Source organism: Paenibacillus whitsoniae (assembly GCF_003955665.1).
GTDB lineage: Bacteria > Bacillota > Bacilli > Paenibacillales > NBRC-103111 > Paenibacillus_E > Paenibacillus_E whitsoniae.
Genome location: NZ_RXHU01000015.1, coordinates 328855 through 348548, shown reverse-complemented (window position 1 = coordinate 348548; position 19694 = coordinate 328855). Strand labels below are relative to the sequence as shown.

At 47.2% G+C, this 19694-nt stretch carries 11 protein-coding genes; all 11 read left to right on the top strand.

Annotated features, from left to right (window positions below; translation table 11 throughout):
* Positions 1 to 127 precede the first annotated feature (127 nt).
* The 11 genes from EJQ19_RS06045 (at position 128) to EJQ19_RS06000 (ending at position 19687) form a co-directional block, all read left to right on the top strand.
* Positions 128 to 1105, top strand: coding sequence for an ABC transporter permease (locus EJQ19_RS06045; RefSeq protein WP_126140287.1), 978 nt, complete (start codon positions 128 to 130; stop codon positions 1103 to 1105).
* 11 nt (positions 1106 to 1116) lie between these two features.
* Complete coding sequence (locus tag EJQ19_RS06040; protein ID WP_126140286.1) at positions 1117 to 1998, top strand: carbohydrate ABC transporter permease; 882 nt, start codon at positions 1117 to 1119, stop codon at positions 1996 to 1998.
* 54 nt (positions 1999 to 2052) lie between these two features.
* On the top strand, positions 2053 to 3666 hold the full coding sequence (locus tag EJQ19_RS06035) for an ABC transporter substrate-binding protein (RefSeq protein WP_126140285.1): 1614 nt from the start codon (positions 2053 to 2055) through the stop codon (positions 3664 to 3666).
* A 167-nt stretch (positions 3667 to 3833) separates the two neighbouring features.
* On the top strand, positions 3834 to 6182 hold the full coding sequence (locus EJQ19_RS06030) for an AraC family transcriptional regulator (protein ID WP_126140284.1): 2349 nt from the start codon (positions 3834 to 3836) through the stop codon (positions 6180 to 6182).
* Between the two features lie 47 nt (positions 6183 to 6229).
* The gene (locus tag EJQ19_RS06025; protein ID WP_126140283.1) at positions 6230 to 7864 is read left to right on the top strand and encodes an extracellular solute-binding protein; all 1635 of its coding nucleotides are present in this window, start codon (positions 6230 to 6232) and stop codon (positions 7862 to 7864) included.
* A gap of 130 nt (positions 7865 to 7994) precedes the next feature.
* A complete protein-coding gene (locus EJQ19_RS06020; protein ID WP_126140282.1) occupies positions 7995 to 9440 on the top strand; it encodes a glycosyl hydrolase family 28 protein in 1446 nt (481 codons plus the stop codon).
* A gap of 62 nt (positions 9441 to 9502) precedes the next feature.
* Complete coding sequence (locus EJQ19_RS06015) at positions 9503 to 14731, top strand: discoidin domain-containing protein (RefSeq protein ID WP_126140281.1); 5229 nt, start codon at positions 9503 to 9505, stop codon at positions 14729 to 14731.
* A gap of 106 nt (positions 14732 to 14837) precedes the next feature.
* Positions 14838 to 15269, top strand: a complete 432-nt coding sequence (locus tag EJQ19_RS32785; RefSeq protein WP_206438371.1) for a family 43 glycosylhydrolase — start codon at positions 14838 to 14840, stop codon at positions 15267 to 15269.
* On the top strand, positions 15235 to 16398 hold the full coding sequence (locus tag EJQ19_RS32780; RefSeq protein ID WP_277600925.1) for a glycoside hydrolase family 43 protein: 1164 nt from the start codon (positions 15235 to 15237) through the stop codon (positions 16396 to 16398). The genes EJQ19_RS32785 and EJQ19_RS32780 overlap by 35 nt, the downstream gene beginning before the upstream one ends.
* Positions 16395 to 17321 carry a glycoside hydrolase family protein gene (locus EJQ19_RS06005; RefSeq protein WP_126140280.1) on the top strand — a complete coding sequence of 309 codons (927 nt, stop codon included), beginning with the start codon at positions 16395 to 16397 and terminating at the stop codon, positions 17319 to 17321. Before EJQ19_RS32780 ends, EJQ19_RS06005 begins: the two co-directional genes overlap by 4 nt.
* Positions 17318 to 19687: a glycoside hydrolase family 95 protein gene (locus EJQ19_RS06000; RefSeq protein ID WP_126140279.1), complete on the top strand. Its 2370-nt coding sequence runs from the start codon at positions 17318 to 17320 to the stop codon at positions 19685 to 19687. The genes EJQ19_RS06005 and EJQ19_RS06000 overlap by 4 nt, the downstream gene beginning before the upstream one ends.
* The last annotated feature ends 7 nt before the right edge of the window (positions 19688 to 19694 follow it).

The following is a 19694-nucleotide window of genomic DNA, read 5'->3' as shown; positions in this document are numbered from 1 at the left end:
TTGAAGCTTTTTGAAGTGCAGCAATGGTTTGAATTCGTTGATTTTGTAGCTTCTTAAACTATTCTCTGCACCCGAAGTTTGCGATAGTAATCCTATCAGCAAGGAAGTCAGAAAAGGGAGGGAAACCATGGATACAGCTTTGAGTAAAACCCAATCGGATAGCCGAGTCCTAAAAAAGAAAAAGACTTTTGTATCCGATATTCAACAAAATTTTTATCTGTACGTAATGGTACTGCCGGGTATTTTATATTTTGTGATTTTTAAGTACCTGCCGATGGTAGGCATCATTGTAGCTTTTCAAAATTTTAACGTCGTAAAAGGGATTTTTAAAAGTAAATTTGTCGGACTGAAAAATTTTGAGTATTTCTTCACTTCAAAGGATTGGCTGGCTGTCACCTGGAACACGGTGTACCTAAATATTTTATTTCTGTTAACCGGTTTGTTCTTCTCCGTCCTTATTGCCATTGTTCTATCCGAAATCAGCTCCAAGTATTTCAAGAAGGTGACACAGTCCATTGTCATTCTGCCTAATTTTATATCGTGGACGTTGGTTTCCATGTTTGTTTTTGCCTTGTTATCTACGGATGTAGGATTTATCAATACGGTTTTGAAAGCAGTTGGTTATTTGAAAGAAGGGCAAGCCATCAATTTTTATGCCAATCCGGCATTATGGACCGGGATCCTGATCGTATTGAAAATTTGGAAAACAGCAGGCTTCGGTTCCGTCCTCTATTTGGCCGCTATAGCAGGGATTGACCAGGAAATTTATGAGGCTGCCAAAATGGACGGAGCTAGCCGGCTGCAGTGTATAACAAAGATCACGCTGCCGCAGCTCAGAACAACTGCCGTGCTATTAACTTTATTCGGCATCGGCGGCATCTTCCACGGGGATTTGGGAATGATTTATGCCATCGTCGGCGATAATCCGAATTTGTATGACACAACTGATGTTATTGACACTTATGTATTCAGAATGCTCAGGCAGATGAATGATATCAGCATGTCCACCGCCATTGGCCTTTATCAATCGTTTGTAGGCTTAGTTATTGTATTTGTTACGAATTGGCTCGCAAAGAAATACGATCAGGATTCCGCCATTTTTTAGGAGGTGTTTACATGAATAAAAGCCTTGAGGGAAAAGGCATAGATATTTTTTCTTATCTGTTTATGACGATCTTTTCTTTGTTTTGCATTTTGCCTTTTATCCTTATTCTATCCAGCTCCGTATCAGACGAAAAAGCGGTACAAATGACTGGCTTCGTTCTCATTCCCAAAGAAATATCATTGTTTGCCTACAGGGTCATATTCCAGGACAATGCCATATTTAATGCTTACAAGACAACGATCATTTTCACCGTTTTGGGTACGGTGCTTTGCCTGATCCTTACGAGTGCGATGGCCTATGCTCTTTCGGTAAAAACCTTTACACACAGAAACAAGATTGCTTTTTTCGTCTATTTTACGATGTTGTTTAACGGAGGCTTAATACCAACTTATCTCCTCATCACAAAATATTTAAACTTAACGGACAATATTTTAGTTTATATCCTGCCTGTGATGGTTAACCCGTTCAATATGTTTTTGTTAAGAAATTTTTTCAAGCAAATCCCGGAATCACTGGCTGAGTCCGCCAAAATGGATGGAGCTAATGACATCTATATTTTATTCAAAATCATCCTGCCGTTAGCAAAGCCTGCACTGGCAACGATCGGATTGTTTTACGGACTCGCTTTCTGGAACGAATGGTTCACAGCCACACTTTATATTAACGATAAAGATTTATTCTCTCTGCAATATCTGATCATGAAGGTATTGAGAGAAGTGGACTTTGCGAATCAAGTAAACGAATTGCCCGGGGTTACGCTTAATTATGTCGTGCCGACGAATACGGCCAAAATGGCCACTGCCGTAGTCACGGTAGGCCCTATCATCTTCATTTATCCTTTTCTGCAAAAGTACTTTGTCAAAGGTTTAGTGGTTGGAGCTGTGAAGGGCTGAACCCGCCACCAGCGGTTTTAGTATAGATATATGATGATTAGGGAGGAAAAAAAGATGAAAAAAAAGTTATTCGTGGTGCCGCTTGCTATAACATTGCTTGCTGCATCAATCGTTGGATGCAGTAAGGAAGAAAGCAAATCGACCGAAAGCGCTTCGACTGCAGGAAGTGCTGCGCCTGCCAAAAGCAAAGACCCGGTTACACTCAACGTTCGTCTGTTCGGTGCTGAAAATGCGCACTATCGCGCTGTCGATCCCGCCGTTAAAGAGTTTGAGAAACGGACAAAGGATACCCTGAATACGACCTTGAATCTTACCTGGACGCCGCCTGCCGACTATGGGACAAAGCAACAATTATGGCTGACAGCGGGAGAGGATTTCGACCTCTTTGTCCCGTGGGATAAGGATAAAAACGCGAAAGACGGCGCATTGGCGGATTTGAGCAAATACTTTAACAATCCTAAATATCCCGGACTTCAAAAGGCGTTCTCGCCCGAATATATCAATGACAACAAGATCTTTGGCAAAACCTATGTCATTCCGGTTACAAACGCGTTTATGGATATGGAAGGTGTATACTACAGAAAAGACCTGTTAACGAAGTACGGCATGAAGGAAATCGGCAGTTATGACGATTTATATAACTTCCTTGACAAAGTAAGCCAAAATGAAAAAGACATGGTCCCTTTTGCGAACTATGGAAATATGGCTTTCTTTAAATTATTTACCGATATCAATGCGCAACAGTTGGAAGGAAAGGTATTCCCATTTACTGGCGGTGGCAATCCTAAAGCGAATTATCTTTATGCCCAAATCGCAGAGGATGGAAAATCTGTTGCTGGTATAGCGGCTTATGGAGATCCGGCATCGGAATGGGCGAAAATTAATCCCAAATACGGCTTGGATTATCTGATGAACGAGTTTAATCAAGCAAAGCGGTTTAATAAATTTATCCCGGCAGATACACTGACGGCAACGACGGGAACAGGTAAACAAACTGCTGCCGGGTTCGTAACCTTGAGTAATTTCATGGGAACAGAAGCCGGAATTAAAGCAAAGGTACCGAATGCCGAGCTTGGTTTCTGGCCGATCTTTAAGAACAATCAAGAAATGGCACCTGGAAAGCAATCTACCGATGGTAAAGCGTGGAATTTCCTTGCCATACCGGCTTCTTCCAAGAAGATTGACAGAACCATGGAATTCCTGGATTGGATTTTCTCCAAGCAGGAGAACAATGATTTGTTCACATATGGTATTGAAGGTACCAACTGGCAGCCTGTAGGCACGAATCAGTGGAAAGTTCCGGACGGCGTCGATCCGGCGAAAAATTACCTGTTTCCAGGTTACCAATTGACATGGAATCCAACATTAAACAGAATCCCAGCGGGATTGCCGGATCAACTCAAGAAATATTATGACTATCAATTTAAACCGGAAACGTATAAGAAAAATGTCCTGGCCGGATTTACATTTGATCAAGAGCCTGTAAAAAATGAAATTGCCAAATGCAACACGGTTGTTCAGAAGTATCTGCCGTTCCTATTGTCCGGCTTCGGCGATATCAATGAAAGCTTGTCGAAGATGAATGCCGATTTGAAGGCTTCGGGTGTAGATAAAATTAAAGAAGAATTGAAGAATCAAATCAATAGCTTCCTTGCTCAAAAGAAGTAAATGAAGGCAATGCCTGTGTAGACTTAGGTCTATGCAGGCATTTTTTGTTGGCCTTCAATCGAATTTAAACAGTTTGTTGATATTCAAACAGCGATCTTACTCCACGAAGATGATGTTTGAGGATATAATAACAATACAAATGAATTCATCTGTTAGGTGGCGTGAACATGAGAAATGTCATGACTGTGTTTCGGAAAAAAAATATGTTGTTTAAAATCATCCTTTCGTATGTGTTGATCGGCTTCTTATTTATAAGCTGCTTTTCCTATTTGGTGCTTAAAAGAGTCTCATCGAATATGACAGAGGAAATTGTGGAAACCTCAACGAGAATGATGAATCAAACGTATAATACGGCGGATATTCTGCTTTCCTTTACCTACAACTATTACTCTCAGCTTTATCTGAATAATGAATATATCGCTAAAGCGTTGAACGGGACCTCCTTTAGTACCAATGAAATCTACGACATTAACAGCCAGCTAGGGGGATTTAGAAATACCAATCCATTAGTATCTTCGATTTATGTTTACAACTATCATGCCGGCGTAGTCTTCAATTCGGCCAAAGCATTTAGCACGATTGATGATTTTTATGATAAGGGGATGACCGATTTACTGAAGGTGGGGGATATAACAAGGAACGGATTATTTATTCCGCGAACGGCAACCTTATCCTTTTCAAAGGATTCGAACAAGTTGACCAAGCAGGACTACATTTCAATTATTTATACAAGAATTGAACCAGGAAAAGCACAGAACAGCATGGTCTTAAACTTAGATCAAAAGGTGCTTCAGTCGCTAATTTTGAAAGGCAACGATGCAAGACTGAACAAGATGATGATCATTAACTATCAAGGTCACATCATTTCTGAGCCGACGGGTTGGTCTTCTGGTGACGCCTCAACTCAAGGAATCCTCTCCACGATTGTTCGTTCCAACAATATACGAGGAGAGATGGATGAAACGATCCAAGGAAAATCATATCGCGTTTCTTATGTGAAGTCGGATAATCTAGGCTGGAATTTCGTTGTATTCTCAGAAAAAAATGAAATGTTAGGGAAAGTTCATACGCTGCAGAACTTCATATTAGCGCTAACTTTGGTTTGTATTCTGTTAATTTCAATTACATCAGCTCTTTTTACAAGAATCATTTATATCCCGATCTCTAAACTCCTGATTAGAATTAAAGCAACAACCGAGACGAAAGAGAAAGCTAGCTTGAACGAATATGATTTGATTAACAAGTCTTTCTCGTTATTGGAAGGAAAAGTGGAGACCTTGCAAACGGATTTCAATCAGTCGGTACCCGCGCGCAGACAAAGTCTTCTTCGATCGGTCCTTAATGGCATCGTGAATCATAACCAGGAAGTGAAAAGAGCGATGGAGAAGTTGCAGATTGGTTCGGCAGGGGATCAGTTTGTGGTTTGTGTGCTTAAAATCGACGGGTTTCATGATGTTTCGAGGAAATATGATATGGTTGATCTATCGCTATTCAAATTCGCCATTCAGAATATCAGTCAAGAGATCGTCGGCAACACCTTTAAATTGGAAATTATTGAGAATGGATACGACTCGATCGATTTCGTATTCAATCTTGGCAGCGACAGCGACAATGTGGAAGCGCATACAGGTGTTTTGAGGAGCCTATTTGCCGACATACAATCCAACATAAGAAGTTTTTTGAAAATGACGGTTACGATAGGGATTGGGCCCGTAGCGCACAGCATGGAGCAATTGCGTGATTCCAGGGATAGTGCTTATCAAACTGTCCTATACCGTTTAATCTTTGGGACAAACAGCATCTTGTCATTCGATGATCTGATCGCGGTGGAATCCAGAGAGTATGAGTATCCGGATTCGTTGGAGAAGCAAATCATGACCAGCCTTAAAGCTGGGGATATGGAGACCCTTAAGGAATACACCTCTGAATTTTTTGCTGAGATGATGGCATTCACCTATGACGTGATTATCCATTCCCTCATCCAGCTGCTGATTATGACAATCCGCGTAGCCAAGAGCATGTCAAGCTTTGAGCAGCCGGACAATAGCCTCGAGATTCATACGTGCCAGCAAGAATTATTGCGCCTGGACACATTGGAACAGATGGAAGTATGGTACATAAATCTATGTCAAATGATCGTTAAGCTTCGTGATCAGGAATTCAAATCGAAAAATAGTAAAACCGTTGCCGCCATGGTGGAGTACATGAAGGAGAACTATTTGGATTATAATCTCTCGGTTGATCGGATGTCTCAATTCGTGGGGCTGTCCACCAATTACATGAGACGATTATTCAAAGAGGAAATGAGTCTTTCCGTATCCGAATATCTTACGGCACTCCGCTTGGAGAAAGCCAAGGAGCTATTGGTAATTACAGATGACCCCGCAAGGAAGATCGGCGAAAACGTAGGCTTTGAGAATACAAACTATTTCTATGTGTTATTCAAAAAGCATGTGGGCATGACGCCTGACCATTACCGTAGGGAACATAAGCTGGAAACCTTATTGCTGGAGTGAAGTCAAGGTCAATCAGCGAAAAGTTTGCAAATGACAGGGGGAGACATATGAAAAGATTCACACGAGGTACTTGCCTGGCTATCGTCCTGGGCATGACTTTGTTCCTGTCCGCTTGTCGGGAAAATGCGATTAGCCCAAACCGTGGATCAAGTTTGCCAGGAACCCCATCTATGGCGGCGGAGATTCCCGATCCCGTCAAATTAAAAGTGATGCTGTTTGGAGAAAGACCTATGGACATGGACAGGATATTGCAAAAGTTTGACCAAATGACGCATGACACTTTGAACACCGCGCTTCAATTCGAGTTTAGTCCCTACATGGAGAATGAACAAAAAATGATGTTAAGAATGTCCACCGGGGAGCCCGTCGATCTGATGTTCGATGCACCTTGGACCAAACATTTATTCAATAATGTGAGCATGGGCTATTACCAACAGCTGGATAAGTACTTTAACAACGATCATTATCCGGGTCTAAAAAAAGCATTTCCGAAGGAAATGCTGGATTCCAATAAAATCAACGGTCATATCTATACCATTCCTTTGTTCGATGCCTATTACGACCCGCCGGTAATTGCGATCCGCAAGGATATCCGGGAGTCGTTAGGCATGAAACCGCTCGAAACGATGGATGACTTGACGGCTTTTTACGATAAAGTCCTTCAGCAATATCCGGATGACATTCCGGCAACGATCGGCAGCAGGGGCATTTTCCGATTAGGATTGCCTGATGCCAAAGGACACAATGACATTCGATTGGCTCCGATGATGTCGGATTCGTTTACGGGCGGCATTCCATTTAGTGTGGCGTTGTCCAAGGATGGCAAGAAAGTCATTGATGCTGCAACCATCGGCGACCCTGACTCGGAATTTGCTGACTTTCCAGCTCCTTTTAACTCCCATGATGCCATTTACGGACATTTTGGGACCCGGGTTCAATTTCGAAAATACAACAATCTGAATCCACTATCGTCAGAAGCGGAAATTGCTCTAGACATAAGAAAGGCTGCTTCACAAGCCGACACGACCCTATCCGGGATTGCCAGACTTAGGCAAGATTTGCAGCGGGTTGACGCTCATGCGGATTACGAGCCGTTCCTTCTTGGCAGTCAGGCTCAACGCGATATGCAGTCAGCGTCAATCGGAACTACGTTTTGGGCCAATAACAGTCTGGTTATACCTGTGACATCTAAAAATACGGATCGTACGATGAAGTTTCTGGACTGGCTGTTTAGCCGTCAAGAGAATCACGATTTGTTCGAGCTTGGGATTGAAGGCGAGCATTGGGTTAAGGATGGAGAGGCCGGCTATAAGCTGACTGCCGATTCACCCAATTACCGCTTTCCGGGCTATGAACTGACCAATCATTCAACCATGTCGCGCATCCTAACGGATAACGATCCGAAGACGCTGGCTTACATGAAATGGGCAAGGGACAATGGCAGCTATTATCAGCTTCCGTTATCGGGATTTATTTTTAATTCCGCGTCTGTCGCGACTGAAATCGCCAAGGTCAAACCCTTGATGCTGCAAGCATCCGATTTGCTTATGACCGGCATGGTCAAGGAGTGGAAGGATTATGCGCGGGAACAAAACAAGAAGTGGCGCGCCTTAGGTTTGGACACGATTCGGCAAGAGGTCGTTAGACAGGTGCAAGCTTATCTGGATGCCGGCGGGAAGTAGTCAAAAATTAAACATTTTGAAGGTTTTAAAGTTGTACATAAGCTTCATATTGTTGAATTTGCCGTTTTTTAAACTATTCAATCCCCCGCTGCTTTGCGATAGTAGTTGTATGCAAAGGGGGAATATAACAATGAGCCTCATAAAGCTTTGGCAGGCTCCCGAAGGGGCGGTGGGACAAGACGATTTCGATGTTAGCGTCCGAATTCCTGGGGAGAACTGGCAGCCGCTCTTCGTATATGAAGCGAAGGTGGACATGCACAATGTCAGACAGGCTTCAATGGCTTATTTTGACATGGAAGGAACGGTGGAGGTTAGGGTCGTGAGCCGAAAGGGCTCCGTTCATCAAGCGGTCATTCGCCCGCTCTCGAAGCAAATTCCATACGAGGTGGATGGAGCGGCGGTTACCTTCCGTCTGAATGAACCATGCAAACTGTCATTAGAAGTGAACGGAGATCGGTTTGGCAATCTTCATCTCTTTGCCAATCCTCTGGAGGAGGATTCGCCGGAACCTGACGCTTCGAATGTGCTGTTTCTGAAGCCTGCCATCCATCGCATGGAGGATATCGATCGTTTGGCGAACAGTCCGCTGCAGCCTGGTGGCGCGGCGCCGGAAGTGATTTATTTTGGGCCGGGCATGCATTATTTGGAAGAGACGATCTTTCGCATTCCGTCGGGGAAAACCGTCTATATCGCCGGTGGCGCCATTGTTGTAGGTTCACTCGTTTGTGATCATGTGCAGGATGTCACGATTCGCGGAAGAGGGATACTGTACTTATCCGACTTCCACCGGTTCTCGGCTTTCCGAGGCGTCCGGATCCTCTTCTCGCACCATATTTCGGTGGAAGGAATCGTGCTGCTCGATCCGCCGCATTACAGTATTTACATTGGCAAGTCCGAACATATCCGGATCCGCAACTTCAAATCCTTCAGCACGCGTGGCTGGTCCGACGGCATTGACATGATGGCTAGCTCGCATATCGAGATCGAGGATGTATTTCTACGAACGTCCGATGATTGCATTGCTATTTACGGAAGCCGCTGGGACTACCGAGGAGATACGGGCTTCGTAAGCGTTCGAGACTCTGTTCTTTGGGCCGATGTAGCCCATGCGCTTAATGTAGGGGGGCACGGAGACTATCGTCGGGGAGGCGACCTGATTCAGAGCATCCATTTCTCCAATATCGATATTTTGGAGCACCATGAGCCTCAGCCCAATTATTGGGGGGCGATGAATATTAACGTCGGCGATAATAACACCGTGAGGAACGTTCGTTATGAGGATATCCGCGTGGAGAATTTTGAATTGGGCCAGCTGGTAGACATCCGGGTGGTATGGAACGAGAAATACAATCCTGTGCCGGGTAAGCGGGTTGAGCATGTTACATTTCGGAACGTGACGTATAACGGTAAAAATGAAAATAAAAATCGCATATACGGATTTAACCAGGAACGATCCATCGTCGGGATCACCTTCATCAATCTGCGTATAAACGGCGAATTGATTTTAGATGCAGAACAAGGGAACTTTGACATCAATGAACATGCGCAAGGCATCCAGTTTCGCCAGGAATCATAAACTGTCGACCGATGATCAGACTTTCGAAGTGGAAAGGCTCACCAAACGAAGGGAGATTGCACATGCAAAAAAAGGGAAAAGTGTTAACTGTTCTTGCAACCATCCTCATGATCGCACAGATTTGTTTATCCGCTTTACCGGTTACCGTTAAGGCTGAACCAGCTTCGGTCTTTACAGATTATTTGCCGGCGATTACGCAGGTAACCGATGAGGAAGGCTTTATCCATCCTGGTGTAGGACTCACGAAGGAGCTCCTGGAGAACCTTAGGTCGAAAATAAGGGCGGGAGCGCAGCCTTGGACGTACTATTTTAATACGATGCTGCTTCCAGCACCTGAAGCTTCAAGGACGATCTCCTCCAGCAACAGCAGTGATGGCAAGACACCAAGCGCCGATTATTTTAACAGTCAGGGGATTGAAGGAAGGTTTATTGCTGATGCCGTAAAGGCCTATGCCCAGGCGGTCATGTATTATTTGACCGGTGACGATGTATACCGTGCCAATGCGATGATGATCATCCGTGTTTGGGAGAAGATGGACCCTGCGAAATATGCGTACTATACTGATGCGCATATTCATGCGGGCGTTCCTCTTAACCGAATGGTTATGGCGGCGGAGATTTTAAGATATACGAGCACTCAAACAGCATCACTGGCTTGGACGGATCAAGATACAGCTGATTTTACCAATCATCTGATCATTCCGGTCACGGAAACCTTGCTGCATGATCAAAATCATTTTATGAACCAGCATAATTATCCGATCCTGGGCGCTATGGCCGGTTATATTTTCACTGGCAACAGGGACAGATATAACGAGTCCGTGGAATGGTTTACCGTTAACCGTACTGCTAAAGATCAAGGCTTTAACGGAGCCATTAAGGCGTTGTTCCGGTGGGTAACGGAGGAGGAAAAACCGGGAACCAAAGTCGGAGAGGGAACGCCGGTAGAACCCCACGTCCAGCATATGGAGATGGGCAGAGACCAAGCCCACGGCGGCGGTGACTTAACCAATGCGGCGATCATAACCCGTCTGATCCATGCCCAGGGTACCCGTATCGACCCGGTAGCCGGAACCCCGTCTACAGCGGACAATGCCGTAGATATCATGGAGTTTCTGAATCATCGACTGTTAGCGGCAGCCAACTATTTCTGGCAGTTTATGCTCGGTTATGACACGCCATGGACACCACAGGCTTACGCAATCACCGGTGGCGATCCTGATAACGTTGGCATGGGCGGATATATCAGAGACACTTATAATTTTGTTTCACCGGGGTACAGAGGCAGGTTTGACACGGCTAACTTTTGGGATTTTTATTCCTACTATACGTATGTCAAACATCAAGATGTGTCCCAGCTTGCTCCCTATTATTATGAAGCCTTCACCAAGAAGCAGCCGTCAACGCCCGGTATGTGGGCCAACAAGGATGCAGGCAATGACTTCTGGCTCTATTTGCCAGCGGAGGCCGAGGCTGATGCAGCAAAGTTTATTCCTCAGGATAAAACAAGCGGCAAAATCCTGCAATTGGAAGACCGGTTCACGAAGCTTGACAGCAATACGGCTACTATGCAAGAGGGAGATACCGGCTTCATCCGATTTCATGCAACGCAAGAAGGAAGTCAAATAGCTGCCCTCAGTTTTGCAGGGGCTGCGGGTTCTGGCCCGTTTGGATTCAAGATTCGAACCAATGGGGTCGCCACATTGGATGCGTTTGGTTCGACCTTCACGCTTCCGAATACAAAGGGAGAGTGGAAATATGTGTACCTCTCAGGAACGTTTGACAATATTGTTTATATGAAGGTAAAAGGAACGCCTGGCATTACGGTCGATTTGGACTTTGTTGATGCAGCAGCAGGTACGAATCTGACACCGCCGGTATTTAAATCCGGAAGCTCGGATTTAAAAATTTATACCTATGTAGGCGCGTTCGTGAACGTGGATTTGTCTGCTACAGATGCAAGCAGCACGGATGTGATAACGTATGAACTTCAGAATAATGCCAAGGGACTTCCCCTCGATACACAGACTGGCGCACTTTCCTGGCACCCTACAGAGGCTGGAAACTATACCGTTGTCGTTGCAGCTACGGACGGCACGACGGTTTCGGTCAAAAATGTAAACATCATCGTAAGCAGCGACCGTGCTTCCGCCGTGCAAGCTATTATTGCTTCCTATGATCCTAACCAAGTATACGTGGAAGCTACGCTGGGCCTTTTCCAAACGGTTTATACCAACACGTTGAGCCAGATGAACACGGCGTCCGAAGTGGATTTTGATAAGCAATTGCAAGCGTTAAGGGCTGCAACCGAGGGGCTGACATTGGTGACGCCTTTAACTAATTACGGCATGCGTTGGTCGAAGGTTGTCGCGTGGTCCTCCTGGGGTTCATTAGCCTCTAATATGGACGATGGTACGAATTTAACCGGCTCTGGGTATGGTCTCGCGCTGGGGTCAGCACCGCATTTGTACCACTTGCTGGATTTCGGTCCTGATTATAAAGTTTCAGCTACCAAGTTTGGATTCCTTACCAATATCTTCGTAGATCGTCTCGCCAACTCAACGGTATATGGATCGAATGATAAGCTGAACTGGACACGACTGACACCTGGGGTCACCCAGTATACGCAAGCTTACCAAACCCTTGATGTGGATCCCGCACGCCAAAATGAGAAATACCGTTATATCAAATTGGAAATGATTCAACCGCTGCCTGCCGTTCTTTATGGTGAAGTGGTGAATCTCTTGGAAATGACAGACTTTGACGTCTATGGCACGCGTTATGAAATTGGCAACAAGTTAGACACCGTATCGATCAGTTCGGATCAAAGCATCAACGGCAAAATTTCCGCGGGGGACACGGCAAAAGTAACGATTAAAGCCAAGGAACCCATCCAGAATGTAAAGGTCAGCATTCAAGGCATTGATGCGACGGTCACCACGACAGACAACATCAACTGGACGGCCGTGGCAACGATGGCCGGAAATGTTCCTGCCGGCTATCTTCATTTTAGCGTAGACTACCAAAAGAATGACGGAACAAATGGCGACACCACATTCGGTTCTACCGATGGCAGCGAGCTGTTCATTACCAGCCCCAAGTACATCAATGTTCCCATGCTGGCTAAAGTTACTGCTTCGGATAAACAGTGGCCTGGCAATGGTTTGTCGGCGGATCAGGTAGGTTCCTTGCTGTTTGACGGCAGTACGTCATCTTTCGGTGATTTGAATACCGCCTCCGGTTCCTATTACACGATAGATTTCGGTGAAGGTGTGACTGTTAAGCTGGATGAAGCTGTGCTCATGCCAAGAGCATCGTTCCCTGCAAGATTGAATGGCATGGTTATTCAAGGCTCTAACGATAATGTCAATTGGACGAACATAACTACCGGCGTTAAAGGTGCACTAGCGAACACATGGTACGTAATGGACAATGATCAAATCGTAGACCATAACGCTTACCGGTATCTCAGGCTGTACAATAGCTCCGCTTGGTCCGGCGACGTGGCGGAAGTTGAATTTTATGGGGATTATACGGCCTCTGCCGCGATGGTTGCATCTAAAATTACAAGCATACCGACCCAGGCCATGTATGCAGCGAGCATCGCGATGCCCAAAATTCCGGCAGGGTATACACTGTCGATTAAATCAACATCGCCTCCGGGTATTATCGGTACAGACGGAACGATCACGCAACCTGATTATGACACATTGGTGAACGTAGTCTTTACTGTAACGAAGCTGGCGGATGGGACAACAGCAGATACGAGAAGCATCTCTACCGTGGTAACCGGTTATTTGCTGCCTCCGGACGGTTATACCAAAGGGAGCTACTACTTATACCAAAATGAAGTCAATCGAATCAAGACGGCACTGAACCAGCCTGGAGCCGACAAGCCATCGTTATTCAAGCAATTGGTGCAGGCTCAGGGGCTGCTGGTCTCTATTAAAGATATTTACAAGAAAATCAATATCACGTCTTCGATGGCTATGGCCTCGTCCATTTCGTGGGACGGCACGGCCAACGCGGCAGCGAACGGGTGGCGCGCTTTTGACGGGGATACGACCACCTCGCCTGATACGAAAACGTCCGCGGGTTGGGCCCAAGCCGATTTGGGCGCAGGTAACGCCAAAGTGATTGGTGAAATTAAGTTTATACCAAGACCCAACCAAATTTCCCGGATGAATGGCGCGCTGATTCAAGGCTCCAACGATGGAACCAATTTTGTCACCTTGTATACAATCAACAACATTACCGAACTTAAATGGTACTCGCAAGTGATTAACAACAGTACCGCATACCGTTATTTGCGGTACTATACGCCTAGCGGCTCTGCGAATGTAGGTGAACTGGAATTCTACGAGAAGATTGTGGATCGAACGCTGCTCACACTTCTACTGGATAAAGCGGCAGCCATTAGCGCTAACCAGTATACATCGCACAGCGTCGCAGTTCTTCAGAATACCGTAACGTCGGCGACAAGCGTATCGAATAAACCGGATGCAACGCAGACGGAGGTCGATGCGGCATCAGAAAGCCTGAAGTCGGCTTTGGAAGGGCTGCAATATTTGCCAACGGCTTCCGTAAATCCCGCTGCGCCAAATGGGCTGAACGGATGGTATACGGTTCCGGTTACCGTAACGTTGTCGGCATATGGGAATATGGAATATACCCTGAATGGCGAGAACACATGGCATTCTTATGCTTCTCCGATCACACTGGACCAGGACGGCGTCCATACGCTTAACTATCGGCTGACGAACACGACGGATGTCCAATCGGTCACAGTGAAGATTGACAAGACAGCTCCGACGATTACGGTTACCGGTTTAGTTTACGGTACGTATACCGATTCCATGGATGTCACGCCGATCCTTACGCTGAGCGATAACTTCTCCGGAGTTGACGGCAGCAAGACGATGGTCACGCTTAGTACGTATGGCGAACAACAAGCCGTGCAGCAAGGAGCAGCCATTCCGCTCTATACGCTGCCGCTCGGGTCGCACACGCTTATCGTGACGGCAAGCGACTTGGCAGGGAATACGGACATTCAAACCATCACGTTCCAGACTACGACCAGCATCGAATCCTTGCAGGCTTTGGTAACGCGCTTTAAGACTGGTGGATGGATCGATAACGCAGGCATTGCGAACAGCTTGCAGAGCAAGCTTACTGCCAACAAGCTCGCTGATTTCGTGAACGAAGTGCAGGCGCAAAGCGGCAAGCACATCTCAGCGCAAGCCGCAGGCTACTTACTGCGGGATGCCAGGTATTTGTTGTCCAATAGATAAGATTTGACTATTGCATGGGGGCCGGTCATCGGGAATTTAAATCCGAATGTTTATGACCGGCCCTTTTTTTGTTTCGTCGTGGCACAATTGAAAGGATGAATATGCATTGGAAGCAAACTACCATTTATTATCAAAGAAGGCAGCTTGGGGAGATCAGGGAGACGGCACGTATGTCAATCCGGTCTTGCCAGGTGACTATAGCGATCCGGATGTCATTCGGGTCGGAGATGATTACTACGCGATCTCCTCTACGCTGCATTGCTCGCCAGGCATGGCGGTCCTGCATTCCAAAGATCTCGTGAATTGGAGAATGATCGGGCACGTTGTGAACGATTTGACAAACATCGGCCCGGAATATAATTACGATCGCATGAACCGGTACGGCAGAGGCGTCTGGGCAGGCGCGATCAGATTCCACAAGGGGAGGTATTGGGTCTATTTTTTCACGCCGGATGAAGGCTTGTTCATGAACGGCGGCCGACCCAGCTGGGCCTTGGGAGCCGCTGCATCAGGTTTGGGCGGTCAGCGGCTGGGATGATGGCTGCCCGTTTTGGGATGATGACGGACAAGGCTACTTTGTTGCCACGAATTTTTCCGATAATTACCATATCCATTTATTTAAACTAAGTGAAGACGGCAAAGAACTGTTGCATGACACTGATACCATTATTCATCAGTACAAAGGAAGCGAAGCCAATAAGATTTACAAAATTGACGGAACCTACTATTTTTTCCACAGCGAGGTTCGTCGTGAAGAAGGCGTTGACGTCAGAGTCGTCATGATGTTAAGGTCAGCGCATATTTATGGACCCTACGAGGAAAAGGAGCTAATCCATACTCACGGGCAGGAGGTAGACCGGGAGCCGAACCAAGGCGGTCTACTTCAGACCGTTGATGGGGATTGGTATTTCATCAGTCATCAAGGCATAGGCGGCTGGGAAGGGAGAACGCTTCACTTGCTGCCTGTAACGTGGGTGGAAGGATGGCCGATCATTGGCCATGATACGGACGGCGATGGAATCGGAGAGATGGTCTGGGGCGGCAATAAGCCTATAAATGGACATTCCGTGACGGTTCTTGCCAGCCATGACGATTTTGAACGGGAGGTGCTCGAACCGTATTGGGAATGGAACCACCAGCCGCGAGCCGACAAATGGTCGTTAACCGAAAGGCCCGGCCATATGCGTCTATACGCCTGCAAACCCATCGAGAAGGACAATTTTTTTACGGTCTGCAACGTCCTTTCCCAAAGAGCATATCGCACAGCTCACAATACAGTTACGGCAAAAATAGAAATCGGCGGCATGGCAGATGGGCAAGAGGCGGGCCTTTGCCATTACTCCAAAACCTACTGTACGATTGGCGTACAACAACAGAAGGGTAGAAGGGTTCTAAAGTTTAACCATTCGGGAACGATTGCATGGGGTCCTGAATTAACAGGCAACAAACTTTGGTTAAGGTCTGTGTGGGACCTCGACGGAATCAACCGGTTCGAATATAGCGTTGATGGGGACCAATTCATAAGCTTTGGAGACGCGTATCAGCTGGGATGGGGGCATTACAGGGGAGATCCAGTTGGATTATACAGCTATAACTGCGAGAGTGAACAGGGTTATGTGGATGTCGATCAATTTGGGTATGAAGTGTCGGGGGTGGAGAAAAGATGAAATCGCCATTGTTTAGGGATCCTATCTATGATGGAGCGGCAGATCCCGTCGTCATTTGGAATCGGCAAGCCAAGGAATGGTGGATGATTTATACGAACCGTCGGGCCACGCAGGAAGGTCCGAAATATGGATGGGTGCATGGCACCGATCTCGGAGTTGCTTCTTCATCGGATGGCGGCTCGACCTGGTTATATCGGGGAATCCTGGAAGGACTCGAAACAGAATGGGGCAGAAATACGTTCTGGGCGCCTGAAGTCATATGGCATGAGGGGCTTTATCATATGTACGTCACGTATGTCCACGGCGTACCGCAAGATTGGACGGGCAAGGCTCGCATTCGGCATTATACAAGCCCCGACCTTATTCGCTGGAATTTCCAGTCCACGCTTGGCATTAGTGAGGAGAACGTGATCGATGCTTGTGTGTACCGTCTCCCGAACGGCACGTTTCGAATGTGGTTCAAGCAGTGGAATCATACCTATGCCGCCGACAGCAAGGATCTGTATGATTGGCAGCCGATTGGGCCGGTGATAACGGAAAGAGGCCACGAAGGACCGAATGTGTTCCGCTTGGGCGGCTATTACTGGATGATTGTAGACGAGTGGCGCGGGCAGGGGGTATACCGCTCGAATGATCTTGAAGCGTGGGAACGAAACGGCCTCATTCTCGATCAGCCTGGCAAGCGTGAGGATGACGGAACGATCGGCCTTCACGCAGATGTGGTCGTACAAGGAGAAGAGGGATATATCTTTTATTTCACGCATCCTGGCCGTGTTCATGGGCATAATGGAGATTCGGGTTATGATATGCGCCGCTCGTCCATTCAGGTTGCCAAGCTCAACGTTGTCGACGGTGATCTGTTCTGTGACCGTGATGAAGCGTTTACGTTATTGATGAATGAGGAGGATATCCAATCACCATGAACATTCAATTTCATTCTCCTGCCGTATATTGGACAGAGGCGCTTCCTGTTGGGAATGGCCGACTGGGCGCGATGGTATTCGGCGGTGTTGAGAAAGAGCGCATCGCTTTGAATGAAGATACGCTTTGGTCTGGCTACCCGAAGGAATGGAACAACCCGGGGGCGAAAGAAGTTTTGCCCAAGGTGCGAGAGTTGATCGCAGCAGAAAGATACGAAGAGGCGGATCGGCTAGCCAAGGACATGATGGGTCCCTATACGCAATCCTATTTGCCTTTCGGCGATTTGCATATCCGAATGGCTCATGGCGATGTGAAACACAAGTACAGCCGTAAGCTGGACCTTTCAACGGGCATTGTGACCGTCACGTATGACGTTGGCGGCGTTCAGTACACCAGAGAAATATTCGCGTCTTATCCCGATCAAGTCATTGTTGTACGGTTAACGTCGAGCAAGGAAAATATGCTTCATTTTCGTACTTGGCTGGACAGTCCTCTTCGTTATGAATCGTCCTTTGATGCCGATCAATGCCTGATATCCGGTACAGCGCCTGAGCAAGTATGGCCCAACTATTACTACACGGAAAATCCGATTGTGTACGGCGATCCAGAGACTTCCCAAGCATTGAAGTTCCATGGCCGATTGGCTGTGGTGCAGGAAGGCGGAGCGGTGAAAGCCGATTCGGGCGGTCTGCACATGATTGGAGCGACCAGCGCGACGTTATATTTCAATGCGGCGACAAGCTTTGATCCGAACATCGGCGCGAGCTGCCGCGAAAGTGATCCGATGCAAAGAACCGCTGAAGCGATCGATGCCGTTCGCGGAAAACGATATGAAGAAATTCGTCATGATCATCTTGACGATCATCGCCAGCTGTTTGATAGAGTTGCCCTGTCGCTTGGAAAAAGCAAAGCCCCCTCGGATATGCCGACCGATCAGCGGATTGCTGAATGGGGCGGCAGCGATCCGGGGCTGGTTGAACTCCTGTTCCATTATGGACGGTACCTGATGATAGCAAGCTCACGCCAGGGAACTCAGCCTGCCAATCTTCAAGGGATATGGAGTGAGTCAACGCGGGCGCCGTGGAGCAGCAACTATACGCTCAATATTAATGCAGAGATGAACTATTGGCCTGCAGAGTCTTGCAATATGGCAGAATTGCATGAACCGCTCCTTGATTTTATCGGCAGATTGGCATTGAGCGGCAAGAAGACGGCTGAAACCAATTATGGGGCCAGGGGATGGGTAGCGCATCATAATTCCGACCTTTGGGCCCAGACGGCACCGGTCGGCGATTATGGTCATGGCGACCCCGTTTGGGCGTACTGGCCGATGGGCGGGGTCTGGTTAACGCAGCATTTATGGGAGCATTATGCCTTCAATGGGAATGACGCATTTTTACGAGATACCGCATACCCCATTATGAAGGAAGCGGCGCTGTTTTGTTTGGATTGGCTCGTTGAAGACCAAGAGGGGTACCTCATTACGTCGCCTTCGACCTCGCCCGAGCAAAAATTTGTGGTTGGCGACAGGGGGCATGCTGTAAGCGCTGCGTCGACCATGGATTTATCGTTGATAAGTGAATTATTTGACAACTGTATCCAGGCAGCGGATCAGCTGAAGAAGGATGAAGATTTTGCGATGACACTTGCACAGGCGAAGCAAAGGCTGCTGCCGCTTCAAATCGGCAAGCACGGCCGGCTGCAGGAATGGTCGCAAGATTTCGAGGAGGAAGATGTCCATCATCGTCACGTCTCTCATCTTATCGGGGTTTATCCAGGACGTCTGATTACGGAGCAGTCTGCTCCCGAACTCTTTGATGCGGCGAGGACATCGCTTGAAATCAGAGGAGACGGTGGGACGGGATGGAGCCTTGGCTGGAAAATCGGCTTATGGGCAAGATTCAAAGACGGCAATCGCGCTGAGCGGTTAATCTCAAATTTGTTAACGCTGGTCAAGGGTGACGCGCCGATGAGTCAGGGAGGCGGTGTCTACGCCAATTTGTTCGACGCGCATCCGCCATTCCAAATCGACGGCAACTTTGCAGCCACGGCGGGGATCGCCGAGATGCTGCTGCAATCTCATCAGGATTATTTGGAATTCCTGCCGGCGTTGCCCGATGCCTGGAAAGACGGGTATGTCAAAGGGCTGCGAGGCAGAGGCGGCTATGGAGTGGAGTTGGCATGGAAGAACGGCGCATTGGCCAAAGCGGTGATTGACGCGTCAAACACGCAGACTTGCAAAGTGTTAGCCAAGCAGCAGGTCAAGATTACGCAAGATGGCGAAGAAGTGACTTACGCTCAGCTAGGGAACGGCTGCATCGGGTTCCTGGCGGAAGGCGGAAAACGCTACGTTGTAGCGATCGTTTGAAGGAAAT